Annotated in this window: 9 protein-coding genes; 7 read left to right on the top strand and 2 right to left on the bottom strand. The window is 56.0% G+C overall.

What is annotated here, in order from left to right:
• Position 1 precedes the first annotated feature (1 nt).
• Both gudD and ACQG11_RS04160 read left to right on the top strand, forming a co-directional pair.
• Positions 2 to 1,339, top strand: a complete 1,338-nt coding sequence (gene gudD / locus ACQG11_RS04165; protein ID WP_046618678.1) for a glucarate dehydratase — start codon at positions 2 to 4, stop codon at positions 1,337 to 1,339.
• A gap of 77 nt (positions 1,340 to 1,416) precedes the next feature.
• Positions 1,417 to 2,562, top strand: coding sequence for a glycerate kinase (locus ACQG11_RS04160; protein ID WP_063152097.1), 1,146 nt, complete (start codon positions 1,417 to 1,419; stop codon positions 2,560 to 2,562).
• A gap of 50 nt (positions 2,563 to 2,612) precedes the next feature.
• Here ACQG11_RS04160 and barA read toward each other — a convergent pair whose 3' ends face one another.
• Positions 2,613 to 5,372 carry a two-component sensor histidine kinase BarA gene (gene barA / locus ACQG11_RS04155; protein ID WP_032626010.1) on the bottom strand — a complete coding sequence of 920 codons (2,760 nt, stop codon included), beginning with the start codon at positions 5,370 to 5,372 and terminating at the stop codon, positions 2,613 to 2,615.
• A 57-nt stretch (positions 5,373 to 5,429) separates the two neighbouring features.
• Between barA and rlmD the strand changes: the two genes are divergently transcribed.
• From rlmD to eno, 5 genes are all read left to right on the top strand, one after another.
• Positions 5,430 to 6,728: a 23S rRNA (uracil(1939)-C(5))-methyltransferase RlmD gene (gene rlmD / locus ACQG11_RS04150; protein WP_228338417.1), complete on the top strand. Its 1,299-nt coding sequence runs from the start codon at positions 5,430 to 5,432 to the stop codon at positions 6,726 to 6,728.
• Positions 6,729 to 6,779: 51 nt separating this feature from the next.
• Entirely contained in the window at positions 6,780 to 9,011 is a 2,232-nt protein-coding gene (gene relA / locus ACQG11_RS04145; protein ID WP_426728199.1) for a GTP diphosphokinase, read from the top strand.
• 66 nt (positions 9,012 to 9,077) lie between these two features.
• The gene (gene mazG, locus ACQG11_RS04140; protein ID WP_003862720.1) at positions 9,078 to 9,869 is read left to right on the top strand and encodes a nucleoside triphosphate pyrophosphohydrolase; all 792 of its coding nucleotides are present in this window, start codon (positions 9,078 to 9,080) and stop codon (positions 9,867 to 9,869) included.
• A 223-nt stretch (positions 9,870 to 10,092) separates the two neighbouring features.
• Positions 10,093 to 11,730: a glutamine hydrolyzing CTP synthase gene (pyrG, locus tag ACQG11_RS04135; protein ID WP_022649202.1), complete on the top strand. Its 1,638-nt coding sequence runs from the start codon at positions 10,093 to 10,095 to the stop codon at positions 11,728 to 11,730.
• An 82-nt stretch (positions 11,731 to 11,812) separates the two neighbouring features.
• The gene (gene eno / locus ACQG11_RS04130; protein ID WP_022649201.1) at positions 11,813 to 13,111 is read left to right on the top strand and encodes a phosphopyruvate hydratase; all 1,299 of its coding nucleotides are present in this window, start codon (positions 11,813 to 11,815) and stop codon (positions 13,109 to 13,111) included.
• 52 nt (positions 13,112 to 13,163) lie between these two features.
• Here eno and ACQG11_RS04125 read toward each other — a convergent pair whose 3' ends face one another.
• Positions 13,164 to 13,988, bottom strand: coding sequence for a MurR/RpiR family transcriptional regulator (locus tag ACQG11_RS04125; RefSeq protein WP_015571725.1), 825 nt, complete (start codon positions 13,986 to 13,988; stop codon positions 13,164 to 13,166).
• Between the last annotated feature and the right edge of the window lie 109 nt (positions 13,989 to 14,097).

Here is a 14,097-nt window from a genome sequence, read left to right as displayed (position 1 = left end):
GATGAGCACATTTTCTACCCCTGTAGTCACCTCCATGCAGATCATTCCTGTCGCGGGACATGACAGCATGCTGATGAACCTGAGCGGCGCCCATGCGCCGTTCTTCACCCGTAATATTGTGGTGATCAAGGACAACTCAGGGCATACCGGTGTCGGTGAAATCCCGGGCGGGGAGAAGATCCGTAAAACGCTGGAGGACGCCATTCCGCTGGTGGTGGGTAAAACGCTGGGCGAGTACAAAAATGTGCTGACCAGCGTGCGTACGACCTTTGCCGATCGTGATGCGGGTGGCCGTGGTCTGCAAACGTTTGATCTGCGTACCACTATCCATGTGGTCACGGGTATTGAAGCCGCGATGCTGGATCTGCTAGGCCAGCATCTGGGCGTCAATGTCGCCTCCCTGCTGGGCGACGGCCAGCAGCGCAGCGAAGTGGAAATGCTCGGCTACCTGTTCTTTATCGGCAACCGCAAACTCACCCCGCTGCCGTACCAGAGCCAGCCGGACGAAAAATGCGACTGGTATCGTGTGCGTCACGATGAAGCGATGACCCCGGATGCGGTGGTGCGCCTGGCTGAAGCCGCGTATGAAAAATATGGCTTTAATGACTTCAAGCTGAAAGGCGGCGTACTGGCGGGTGAAGAAGAAGCTGAGGCGATTGCCGCGCTGGCGAAGCGCTTCCCGCAGGCGCGCGTCACGCTGGATCCGAACGGTGCCTGGTCGCTTGAAGAGGCGATCAAAATTGGTAAGCAGCTCAAAGGCGTGCTGGCCTACGCGGAAGATCCGTGCGGCGCAGAGCAGGGGTTCTCTGGACGTGAAGTGATGGCGGAGTTCCGTCGCGCCACCGGGCTGCCAACCGCCACCAACATGATCGCGACCGACTGGCGCCAGATGGGGCACACGCTCTCGCTGCAATCGGTGGACATTCCGCTGGCAGACCCGCACTTCTGGACGATGCAGGGCTCGGTTCGCGTGGCGCAGATGTGCCATGAGTTCGGCCTGACCTGGGGCTCGCACTCCAACAACCACTTCGACATCTCGCTGGCGATGTTCACCCACGTAGCGGCTGCTGCGCCGGGCAACATTACCGCTATCGACACCCACTGGATCTGGCAGGAGGGCAATCAGCGCCTGACTAAACAGCCGTTTGAGATCAAGGGGGGGATGGTGCAGGTTCCAGCTACGCCGGGGCTGGGCGTTGAACTGGATATGGATCAGGTCATGAAAGCGCACGAGCTTTACCAGAAACACGGGCTGGGCGCACGTGATGATGCGCTGGCGATGCAGTACCTGATCCCAGAGTGGTCATTCGACAATAAACGTCCGTGCATGGTACGATAAGCCAACTGGGACCGCTCCCATGGGCGGTCCCTTACGTGGTGTATGCTTAACGTAACTAACATGCGTAAGGATGGCTTATGAAAATTGTTATCGCTCCGGACTCGTATAAGGAAAGCTTGAGCGCGCTGGAGGTGGCGACAGCGATAGAGGTCGGTTTTCGCGAAATTTTCCCCTCAGCGGAGTACGTCAAATTACCGGTTGCCGATGGCGGCGAAGGGACGGTGGAAGCGATGGTGGCAGCCACCCATGGGCGTCTTGTCCATGTTCCCGTTACCGGGCCTTTGGGAGAACGCGTGGAAGGGTTTTTCGGGTTATCCGGAGACGGGAAAAGCGCGTTTATCGAGATGGCGGCCGCGAGCGGTCTGGAGCTTGTTGCTCCTGCAAAGCGTAACCCGTTAATCACCACCTCGTGGGGGACCGGGGAACTGATCCGTCATGCGCTGGATGCGGGCGTTAAGCATATCATTATTGGCATTGGAGGCAGCGCGACCAATGACGGTGGCGCAGGCATGGTGCAGGCGCTGGGCGTAAAACTGCTGGATGCGAAAGCACAGCCCGTTGGGCCGGGCGGCGGCGAACTGGCAAGCCTTGCGCATATCGATCTTAGTGGGCTGGATGAGCGGCTGGCAGACTGTCGAATTGAAGTGGCCTGCGATGTGACCAACCCCCTGATTGGCGAGACTGGCGCTTCTGCGGTATTCGGTCCGCAGAAAGGGGCGACGCCGGAGATGGTCAGGACGCTGGACAACGCGCTTGCGCATTACGCAAACATTATCGCCAGGGATCTGGATATTGACGTCTTAAACCTGGCGGGGGGCGGAGCAGCTGGCGGAATGGGAGCGGCGCTGTATGCATTTTGCGGGGCACAGCTTCGTCGGGGGATTGAGATTGTCACCGATGCCCTGCATCTCGATGAACAGGTCGCGGACGCCGATCTGGTGATCACGGGCGAAGGGCGTATCGACAGCCAGACGATCCACGGCAAAGTGCCCGTTGGCGTGGCGAGAGTCGCGAAACGCTATAACAAACCGGTTATCGGCATTGCCGGCAGCCTGACGGCGGATGTTGGCGTGGTGCACGAGCACGGACTGGATGCGGTATTCAGCGTGATTTACACCATCTGCTCGCTGGAGGATGCGCTGGAAAATGCGCAACAGAATGTACAGATGGCCGCAAGGAATATTGCGGCGGTGATAAAGGTGGGACAGGGGATGTCGCGTTAACGTTCGTGCTCCTGTAGGCCCGGTAAGCGAAGCGCCACCGGGCTTTTGTCTTAGCTTCCCAACACCTTCATCGCTTCCCGCGTCACGTTGTCCATCTCGTCCAGCAGCTCCAGAAACTCCGGCTCAAGATCGGATTCTGGCGTACCCGCGCGGAGCTGCTGTTCAAGCAACTGGCAGAGATTTTTCAACCGCGGCACGCCGCTGTAGCCGCAGCTACCGTGCAGTTTATGGATGGCCTCCAGCAGCCCATCAGGGTTTTCGCCCACCAGCTGTTCTTCAACCTTGTTACGGATCTCAGGCAGGAAGTCCACCAGCATTTGCAGCATATCGCGGGCCAGATCGGCTTTGCCTGCTGCCTGGCGCAGCGCCAGTTGCCAGTCAAACGTGGCATTCTGGTTAACGCTGATTTCCGGCGATTCAGCTGAAATTGTGTACGTCCCGCCAATGTGACCCGGTTTGTAGCGCAGCAGCAGGCTGTGCAGCTTCTCTTCATCAATCGGTTTCGCCAGATAATCGTTCATGCCCGCACCCAGCAGTTTCTCTTTTTGTCCCGCCATCGCGTGCGCCGTCACGGCAATCACCGGCGTCTGCTGCTGGTGCGGAAGCTGACGAATTAATTCGCAGGCGCGGATGCCATCCATGCCCGGCATCTGAATATCCATCAGGATCAGGTCAAACTGCATCTGTTTGGCTTGTTCTACGGCTTCGGCGCCGCTGGTACACAGTTCAACGTGCTGAACCTGATCCTCAAGCAGCACGCCAATCAGCTTAAGGTTTGCCGGGTTATCATCCACGGCCATCACCGTCATCGGCAGCTTATGTTCGTCGTTTTCCAGCGGCAGGGACTGATGCGTCAGACGGCAATATTCAGTCAACGCAGGTAACAGCCGTGTGGCGGTGAGGGGTTTCAGCAGACATGCCGCCGCCCCGTCGTTTTTAAGCTCTTCGGCGTTGATTTGGGCGTGGCACGGCAGAGCCAGCAGCAGGTAGTCCGTCATTGAGGCAGCCTTTGCCAGCCGTTCCTGCTGCATGGTCAGTTCTCCGGTAAATGTCACCGGAATCCCCAGCAAAAGAATATCGTAATGATCGTTCGCCAGCGCGGAGAAGGTCGGGCTGTAGACCACCTCCAGCGGCGTGCTGCTTAATACATCCAGCGTACACTGCGCCGCGGCGGCGTTCGGTTCCACATAGGCCAGACGCATCCCTTTCAGGCAGTCGGTGACCGGACCGTCGGTTTGCACGTTCGGATTAAGATCAAGATTGATATGGAACCAGAAGGTCGAGCCCCGGTTAGGCTGGCTGTGGAAGGAGATATCGCCTCCCATCTCTTTCACCAGCTTTTGGGTGATCACCAGACCCAGGCCCGTTCCGCCGTGACGACGGGAAATGCTCGCATCGGCCTGGCGGAACGCCTGGAACAGACGCGACTGATCGCGCTCCGGAATGCCGATGCCGGTATCCCGGATCTGAACTTCAATCTGGACCTTATTATTACTGAGCGCCCTTTTTTCGACCAGAATGTCGATGTTGCCGCTCTCGGTGAACTTAATCGCGTTGCCCACCAGATTGGTGATGACCTGTTGCAGGCGCAGCGGGTCGCCAATGACGTTATCCGGTACGTCATTTTTGATATTAAGCGTCAGTTCCAGCCCCTTATCATGCGAGGAGTGGGCGAGAAGCGTGACCACGTCATCCAGTGTGCTGCGCAGCGGGAAGGGGATACTCTCCAGAATCAGCTTGCCCGCTTCCAGCTTCGAGAAGTCCAGTACGTCGTTAATAATGGTCAGCAGGTTGTTGGCTGAGCGTTCAATGGTATGCAGGTGGTCACGCTGGGTCGGGTTGAGCTCGCTTTTAAGCGTCAGACGGGTGAAGCCAATCACCCCGTTCAGCGGCGTGCGCAGCTCATGTGACATGTTTGCCAGGAACTCAGACTTAATACGGGCCGCCTCCTGAGCGCGTTTTTTCGCCAGATCCAGCTCCACGTTCTGGATCTCCATCTGCTCCAGCGTTTCACGCAGGTCAGAGGTGGCCTGGTCAACGTTGTGCTGCATCTCTTCGTGATAAGCCGCCAGCGACATCGCCATTGAGTTGATGCCGTTTTTCAGCATATCCAGCTCGCCGAGCATGAAGCCTTCCACGCGGCTGTCCAGCTGACCCCGGCGGATCCGGTCAACGGTATTCACCATGTTACGGATAGGCCCCGTGACGTCGCGCATCAGCCGCCAGCCGAAGATCAACGCGATGCCGATACAGAACAGCATCATCACGCCGGAGATGAATATTTCTTTGTACTGCTGGAGCCGCACCGACTTGAGATCCAGCTCCAGCGCCACATATCCCAGCATATTATTGCTGGACTTCGCATCGGACTGGGCGGATTCGTCGGGTGAATAGCTTTCTGAGATAATCGGCGTGCGCAGGATCATGATATCGCCGCGCCGCAGGACCGTGAGATGACGCGGGAAAGGGGTACCTTCCGGGATTTTCAGCGACGTGGGATCCAGATGGAAATTCGAGGTGACGAAAAGACGGTTATGCTCATCGTAAACGGAAATGGCGCGCACAATCTCTGAATGACGGCGGTGCAGCACGCTGATTAACTGACCAATGGATTCACGGTTTTGCAGGTTCATACCGTACTCGCTGGAGACGGCCAGCGGTTCGATAATGCTGGCCCCGGCATCTTCAAGCTGTCTCTGCAAATCGTTATAGCGATGCACCACAAAGAAAATGCTCAGCAGCAAACCGATGAGAACGGTAGGAGCGAGGATCAAAATCATCATGCGCGCGCGCAGGCTGTAGTTGGTCATGGAGTTCCGTTATGGGACAATCAGGCTAATTATGTTTATTTGAGAACAATCTCGGCGATGGCGCAATTCTACTCTGCAAAACGACGCGTGACGACGCGTCAGATCATAACTGTTGAAGCCTCTGACCTCGATCCTTTTGGACAGGGGGTAGCGCGTCACAAGGGTAAGACACTGTTTATCACAGGTTTGCTGCCAGGAGAACGCGCAGATATTACGCTGACGGAAGACAAACGCCAGTATGCGCGCGGCCAGGTCAAGCGCCGTCTTAATGATAGCCCGGAGCGCGTGACGCCTCGCTGCCCCCATTTTGGCGTTTGCGGAGGCTGTCAGCAACAGCATGCCAGCACAGAATTACAGCAAAAAAGTAAAAGCAACGCGCTGGCCCGCCTGCTAAAACATGACGTCAGTGACATCGTTGCTGACCAGCCGTGGGGCTACCGTCGCCGCGCTCGCCTGAGTCTAAGCTACCAGCCAAAAACTGAACGGCTGGAGATGGGGTTTCGCAAAGCCAGCTCCAGCGATATCGTCTCCATCACGCAATGCCCTGTTTTGGTGCCCCAACTTGAGGCACTGCTCCCGGCCGTGCACCACTGTCTTGCATCGCTGGATGGTGTGCGTTCGCTGGGCCATGTCGAACTGGTGCTGGCAAACGGCGGCCCGCTGATGGTGCTGCGCCACACCGCACCGCTGTCCAGGGCAGATCGCGAAAAACTGGAACGCTTTTCGCATTCTCATGAGCTTGCGCTTTTCCTCGCGCCGCAAAGCGAGATACTTGAGCAGGTTAGCGGAGACGCGCCCTGGTATGCGTCAGACGGGCTACGCTTAACGTTTAGCCCGCGGGATTTTATCCAGGTCAATGACGGCGTGAACCAGCAGATGGTGGCGAACGCGCTGGCGTGGCTTGACGTCCAGCCCACCGATCGGGTGCTCGATCTGTTCTGCGGTATGGGTAACTTTACCCTGCCGCTGGCCCGCAAAGCCGCAAGCGTGGTCGGGGTGGAAGGCGTTGAGGCTTTGGTGGCGAAAGGCCAGGATAACGCCCAACAGAACGGCTTGCAAAATGTGACATTCTTTCATCAAAATCTTGAGGATGATGTTACTCAGCAACCGTGGGCTAAGCAGGGCTTTGATAAGATCCTGCTCGATCCGGCGCGCGCAGGTGCGCCGGGCGTGATGCAGCATATAATTAAACTCGCGCCTGAACGCGTGGTCTATGTTTCCTGTAACCCGGCGACGCTGGCCCGTGACAGCGAAGCATTATTGAGCGGGGGTTACCAGATTCGGCGTCTGGCAATGCTGGACATGTTCCCGCACACTGGACATCTGGAATCAATGGTGTTGTTCGAGCACATCTAATGAGTTTGGCTTGTCGACTTCGACAGGCCCTTGTCCCTAAAGGAGAGGACGATGGTTGCGGTAAGAAGTGCACATTTAAATAAAGCTGGTGAGTTTGACCCTCAAAAATGGATCGCAAGTCTGGGGATTTCCAGCCAGCAGTCGTGTGAACGCTTAACCGAAACCTGGGCCTATTGTTTACGCACAACGCAGGGGCATCCGGACGCTGAACTGCTGTTGTGGCGCGGCGTGGAGATGGTTGAAATTCTCTCCATGCTTAACATGGATATCGAAACGCTACAGGCCGCACTGCTGTTCCCACTGGCAGATGCTAACGTGGTGACGGAAGACGTGCTGCGTGAAAGCGTCGGCCAGTCCGTCGTGGCGCTCATCCACGGCGTGCGTGATATGGCCGCCATCCGTCAACTGAAAGCCGCGCAAACGGATTCTGTCTCTTCCGAGCAGGTGGATAACGTCCGCCGCATGCTGCTGGCGATGGTGGATGATTTTCGCTGCGTGGTGATCAAGCTGGCCGAACGGGTTGCCCATCTGCGCGAAGTGAAGGATGCGCCGGAAGACGAGCGCGTCCTGGCCGCCAAAGAGTGTACGAATATCTATGCGCCGCTGGCGAACCGTCTGGGTATCGGGCAACTGAAGTGGGAGCTGGAAGATTACTGCTTCCGCTATCTGCATCCGGCGGAATACAAACGCATTGCAAAATTGCTGCACGAACGCCGCATCGACCGCGAACACTATATCGAGGAATTTGTCAGCGGGCTGCGCCAGTCGATGAAAGAGGAGAATGTGCGCGCCGAGGTCTACGGGCGTCCGAAGCACATCTACAGCATCTGGCGCAAAATGCAGAAGAAACACCTCGCCTTTGACGAGCTGTTTGACGTGCGCGCCGTGCGTATCGTGGCGGAGCGTCTCCAGGACTGCTACGCCGCGCTGGGGATAGTACATACTCACTTCCGCCATCTGCCGGATGAGTTCGATGACTACGTCGCGAACCCCAAACCGAATGGCTATCAGTCCATCCACACTGTGGTGCTCGGCCCCGGCGGCAAAACTGTGGAAATTCAGATCCGTACTAAACAGATGCACGAAGACGCCGAACTGGGCGTCGCCGCGCACTGGAAGTACAAAGAAGGCACTTCCGGCGGCGCGCGCTCCGGACACGAGGACCGTATCGCCTGGCTGCGTAAGCTGATTGCGTGGCAGGAAGAGATGGCCGACTCCGGCGAAATGCTCGACGAAGTGCGCAGTCAGGTCTTCGACGATCGCGTCTACGTCTTTACCCCGAAAGGGGATGTGGTTGATCTGCCGGCAGGCTCTACGCCGCTCGATTTCGCCTACCACATTCACAGCGACGTGGGGCACCGTTGCATCGGGGCGAAGATCGGCGGACGTATCGTACCGTTTACCTACCAGCTACAGATGGGTGACCAGATTGAAATCATCACCCAGAAGCAGCCAAACCCAAGCCGCGACTGGCTGAATCCAAACCTCGGTTACGTGACCACCAGCCGCGGGCGCTCTAAAATTCACGCCTGGTTCCGCAAGCAGGATCGTGACAAGAATATCCTTGCCGGTCGTCAGATCCTTGACGACGAGCTGGAGCATATCGGGATAAACCTGAAAGAGGCGGAGAAGTTCCTGCTGCCGCGCTACAACTTCAACGAGCTCGACGAACTGTTAGCGGCGATTGGCGGCGGCGATATCCGCCTGAACCAGATGGTGAACTTCCTGCAAGCGCAGTTCAACAAGCCAAGCGCGGCAGAGCAGGATGCGGCAGCGCTGAAACAGCTCCAGCAGAAAACCTACGCTCCGCAGCAGCGCAGCAAGGACAATGGCCGCGTGGTGGTTGAAGGGGTGGGTAACCTCATGCACCATATTGCCCGCTGCTGCCAGCCGATACCGGGTGACGATATTGTCGGCTTTATCACCCAGGGGCGCGGGATCTCAATTCACCGCTCCGACTGTGATCAGCTTGCTGAGCTGCAATCGCATGCGCCGGAACGTATCGTGGAAGCCGTCTGGGGTGAAAGCTACTCCTCTGGCTACTCGCTGGTGGTGCGCGTCACTGCCAACGACCGCAGTGGCCTGCTGCGCGACATCACCACCATTCTCGCCAACGAGAAGGTCAACGTGCTGGGCGTTGCCAGCCGCAGCGATACCCGCGAGCAGCTTGCCACCATCGATATGACCATCGAAATCTATAACCTGCAGGTGCTGGGCCGGGTGCTCGGTAAACTGAACCAGGTGCCGGATGTGATTGACGCGCGTCGTCTGCACGGCGGCTGAACATCCTCTTCTGTAGGCCGGGTAAGGCAACGCTGCCACCCGGCATTTTGACATCAGGACAGAACTATGACTCAAATCGACCGCCTGCTTGGCATCATGAAACGCCTGCGCGACCCGGAAAACGGCTGCCCGTGGGATAAAGAGCAGACTTTCGCCACCATTGCGCCTTACACGCTGGAAGAGACCTACGAAGTGCTGGACGCGATTTCGCGCGAAGATTTCGACGACCTGCGCGGTGAGCTGGGCGACCTGCTGTTCCAGGTGGTGTTCTACGCTCAGATGGCGCAGGAAGAGGGGCGCTTTAACTTTGACGACATCTGCGCCGCTATCAGCGACAAGCTGGAGCGCCGTCATCCGCATATCTTTGGCGATGCCTCCGCAGGCAACAGTGCGGAAGTGCTGGCGCGCTGGGAGCAGATCAAAAGCGCCGAACGCGCTGAAAAATCCCAGCACTCGGCGCTGGACGACATTCCCCTGAACCTTCCTGCGCTGATGCGCGCGCACAAAATTCAAAAGCGCTGCTCGGCGGTAGGGTTTGACTGGACCTCTCTCGGCCCGGTGCTGGAAAAAGTGCACGAAGAGATCGACGAAGTGATGCATGAAGCGCAGCAGGCCGTTGTGGATGAAGCAAAGCTGGAAGAGGAGATGGGCGATCTGCTGTTCGCGACCGTCAACCTTTCTCGCCACCTCGGTGTAAAAGCGGAAACCGCCCTGCAAAAAGCGAACATTAAATTCGAACGTCGCTTCCGCGAAGTTGAGCGCATTGTGGCCTCGCGTGGCCTGGAAATGAGCGGCATTGACCTCGACGCGATGGAGGAAGTCTGGCAGGAAGTAAAACGCCAGGAACATGATCTCTAACGAAATTTTGCGATCAAGCGCAATTTGTGTGATTTTTTAAATGACAAGCGCTTGATTTGTGTCAAAAACATTTACCCAAAAGGGGCTATTTTCTCACTCCTTATGTTTGTCATGGCCTGGGAAGGAGACGGAGAATGAAAGTTTGTGGCGCTCGTCGTGTTCGGGTATACTACTTTCCCGTCCTGGTTATTCCATCGTTTCACCCTAACTTCTCAGGTTCAGCATGACAACGAACTATATTTTTGTGACCGGCGGGGTCGTATCCTCTCTGGGTAAAGGCATTGCCGCAGCCTCCCTCGCAGCCATTCTTGAAGCCCGTGGCCTCAATGTGACCATGATGAAACTGGATCCGTACATCAACGTCGATCCAGGCACCATGAGCCCAACCCAACACGGGGAAGTGTTCGTTACTGAAGACGGCGCTGAAACCGATCTGGATCTTGGCCACTACGAGCGTTTCATCCGTACCAAAATGACCCGTCGTAACAACTTTACGACTGGCCGTATCTACTCTGACGTTCTGCGTAAAGAGCGCCGTGGTGACTACCTGGGCGCGACCGTGCAGGTCATCCCACACATCACTAACGCCATCAAAGAGCGTGTCCTTGCCGGTGGCGAAGGGCATGACGTTGTGCTGGTTGAAATCGGCGGTACCGTAGGGGATATCGAATCCCTGCCGTTCCTCGAAGCGATTCGTCAGCTGGCGGTAGATATTGGTCGTGAGAACGCGCTGTTCATGCACCTGACGCTGGTGCCTTACATGGCGGCAGCAGGTGAAGTGAAAACCAAACCGACTCAGCACTCTGTTAAAGAGCTGCTTTCCATCGGTATTCAGCCTGATATCCTGGTTTGCCGTTCCGATCGCGCGATTCCGGCGAACGAACGCGCGAAAATTGCATTGTTCTGTAACGTGCCTGAAAAAGCCGTTATTTCAATGAAAGACGTCGATTCCATTTATAAAATCCCGGGCCTGTTGAAATCACAGGGTCTGGACGATTATATTTGTAAACGATTCAGCTTGAACTGTCCGGAAGCTAACCTGTCTGAATGGGAGCAGGTGATTTACGAAGAAGCCAATCCGGGCGGTGAAGTGACTATCGGTATGGTCGGCAAGTATATTGAACTGCCGGATGCCTATAAGTCAGTTATCGAGGCGCTGAAGCACGGTGGTCTGAAGAATCGCGTCTCCGTCAACATCAAGCTGATTGATTCGCAGGATGTTGAAACGCGCGGCGTTGAAATTCTCAAAGATCTGGATGCGATTCTCATCCCTGGCGGCTTCGGCTACCGTGGTGTTGAAGGCAAGATCGCCACTGCACGCTATGCGCGTGAAAACAATATTCCATACCTCGGCATCTGCCTGGGTATGCAGGTTGCGCTGATTGAATTTGCGCGCAACGTAGCGGGAATGGAAAACGCGAACTCTACGGAATTTGTGCCAGACTGTAAGTACCCTGTCGTGGCGCTGATTACGGAATGGCGCGACGAAGACGGTAACGTCGAAGTCCGTACCGAGAAGAGCGATCTGGGTGGCACCATGCGTCTTGGCGCACAGGCCTGCCAGCTGTCAGACGATAGCGTGGTTCGCAAGCTGTACGGCGAGCCGGTGATTACCGAGCGCCATCGTCACCGCTATGAAGTCAACAACATGTTGTTGAAACAAATTGAAGCTGCAGGTCTGCGTGTTGCAGGCCGTTCCGGGGATGATCAGTTAGTCGAGATCATCGAAGTGCCAAACCATCCGTGGTTCGTGGCCTGCCAATTCCACCCGGAATTTACTTCAACGCCGCGTGACGGGCATCCGCTGTTTGCAGGCTTCGTGAAAGCCGCCAGCGAGTACCAGAAGCGTCAGGCGAAGTAAAAAAAGTTAGAACGGCAACGCGTACCCTTGGTACGCGTTGTTTGTCTGGAGTTTTAGTTTAACTTGTACTGAGGAAAATCTAATGTCCAAAATCGTTAAAGTCATCGGTCGTGAAATCATCGACTCCCGTGGTAACCCGACCGTTGAAGCCGAAGTTCATCTGGAAGGTGGTTTCGTCGGTATGGCTGCTGCTCCATCAGGCGCATCTACAGGTTCCCGCGAAGCGCTGGAACTGCGTGATGGCGACAAATCCCGTTTCATGGGCAAAGGCGTACTGAAAGCGGTTGGCGCTGTTAACGGTCCTATTGCTCAGGCTATCGTTGGCAAAGATGCCAAAGATCAGGCTGGCATCGACAAGATCATGATCGATCTGGACGGTACTGAAAACAAATCTAACTTCGGTGCGAACGCAATCCTGGCAGTTTCCCTGGCGAACGCCAAAGCAGCAGCTGCTGCTAAAGGTATGCCACTGTTCGAGCACATCGCTGAACTGAACGGCACCCCAGGCAAATACTCCATGCCTGTACCAATGATGAACATCATCAACGGTGGTGAGCACGCAGACAACAACGTTGATATTCAGGAATTCATGATTCAGCCTGTTGGCGCGAAATCCCTGAAAGAAGCGGTGCGTATGGGTTCTGAAGTGTTCCACAACCTGGCTAAAGTTCTGAAAGCTAAAGGTATGAACACTGCTGTTGGTGACGAAGGTGGCTACGCGCCAAACCTGGGTTCTAACGCAGAAGCGCTGGCTGTTATCGCTGAAGCGGTTAAAGCAGCAGGCTACGAGCTGGGCAAAGACATCACCCTGGCGATGGACTGTGCAGCATCTGAATTCTACAAAGACGGTAAATACGTTCTGGCTGGCGAAGGCAACAAAGCGTTCACCTCCGAAGAGTTCACCCACTTCCTGGAAGACCTGACCAAACAGTACCCAATCGTTTCTATCGAAGACGGTCTGGACGAGTCTGACTGGGATGGTTTCGCATACCAGACCAAAGTACTGGGCGACAAAATCCAGCTGGTTGGTGACGATCTGTTCGTAACCAACACCAAGATCCTGAAAGAAGGCATCGAGAAAGGCATCGTTAACTCCATCCTGATCAAATTCAACCAGATCGGTTCTCTGACCGAAACGCTGGCTGCGATCAAAATGGCGAAAGACGCTGGCTACACCGCTGTTATCTCTCACCGTTCTGGCGAAACTGAAGACGCTACCATCGCTGACCTGGCTGTGGGTACCGCTGCTGGCCAGATCAAAACCGGTTCTATGAGCCGTTCTGACCGTGTTGCTAAATACAACCAGCTGATTCGTATCGAAGAAGCGCTGGGCGAAAAAGCACCTTACAACGGTCGTAAAGAGATCAAAGGCCAGGCATAAGCCTGAACTTTCGTTCTTATGAAAAAACCCGCTTCGGCGGGTTTTTTGTTTTCTATAGCAGAAGCGGCAGCGTGGCGCTGGCCGTTTGCTGGCTTACGTCACCGTAATGGCTGTCTACTGCAATAAGGGAAGTGGTAAGCAGTTCAACCAGCAGCATCACGCCAACCTTGGCATTGAGCGCACCCGCGCTCAGCGGTCCCTCGGGCTTGGCTGCAACCAGCTGTAAATCGCTCAGGGAGGCCAGCGGGCTGCGGGGTGTATTGCTGAGCGCCAGTACCTTAACGCCACGCTTGCGGGCGAGTTTCACCACGTGAAGCAGATCCCGTGTAGAGCCAGAACTTGAGATGGCCACCACCAGCGTCTCTTTCGAGAGCGTCGTCGCATTCATGGCGGCGCGATGCATATCGCTAAACAGCTGTGCAGGTTTGCCGAGTCGCAGCAGCTTGTAATGCAAATACTCCCCCAGAATCGCGCTGGCTGCCACCCCGTAAATTTGCACTGATTGCGCCTGATGCAGGGCCAGTGTCGCCTGTTCAAGCTGGGCCCGGTCGAGGAGTTTTGCGGTATCTTGCAGCGCCTGGACAGACTCATCCACCACGTTATCTATCGCATCTCCTGCCTGACGCTCTGGCAAACCCTGCTGAATATCCAGCGCAAGCGCCATTTTAAATTCGTTATATCCCTTACAGCCCAGCGTGCGGCAAAGGCGTGTGACGCTGGCCTCGCTGGTGCCGCTTTCACGCGCCAGCTCGGTGATCGTCAGGTAGAGCACCCTGGCAGGATCGTTGAGAACAAACTCCCCCAGTTTTTGTTGCGTTGGGCTGTACCCGGAAGCCTCCTGGCGTAGCTTCAGCAGCAGGTTTTCATGGTCCGACATGCTAGATCCTTAATGCGTTTCTCTGCCAACTAGTGTGGCGGAAAGCGGGGGAGAGATGCCAGTCATTTCGAAAAAGTATGATCGGCGTCCTGGTTTTTGGTGGTAATTT

This window comes from Enterobacter cloacae complex sp. 372C4 (assembly GCF_050030615.1).
GTDB lineage: Bacteria > Pseudomonadota > Gammaproteobacteria > Enterobacterales > Enterobacteriaceae > Enterobacter > Enterobacter intestinihominis.
This window is presented reverse-complemented; position numbering and strand designations above follow the sequence as displayed.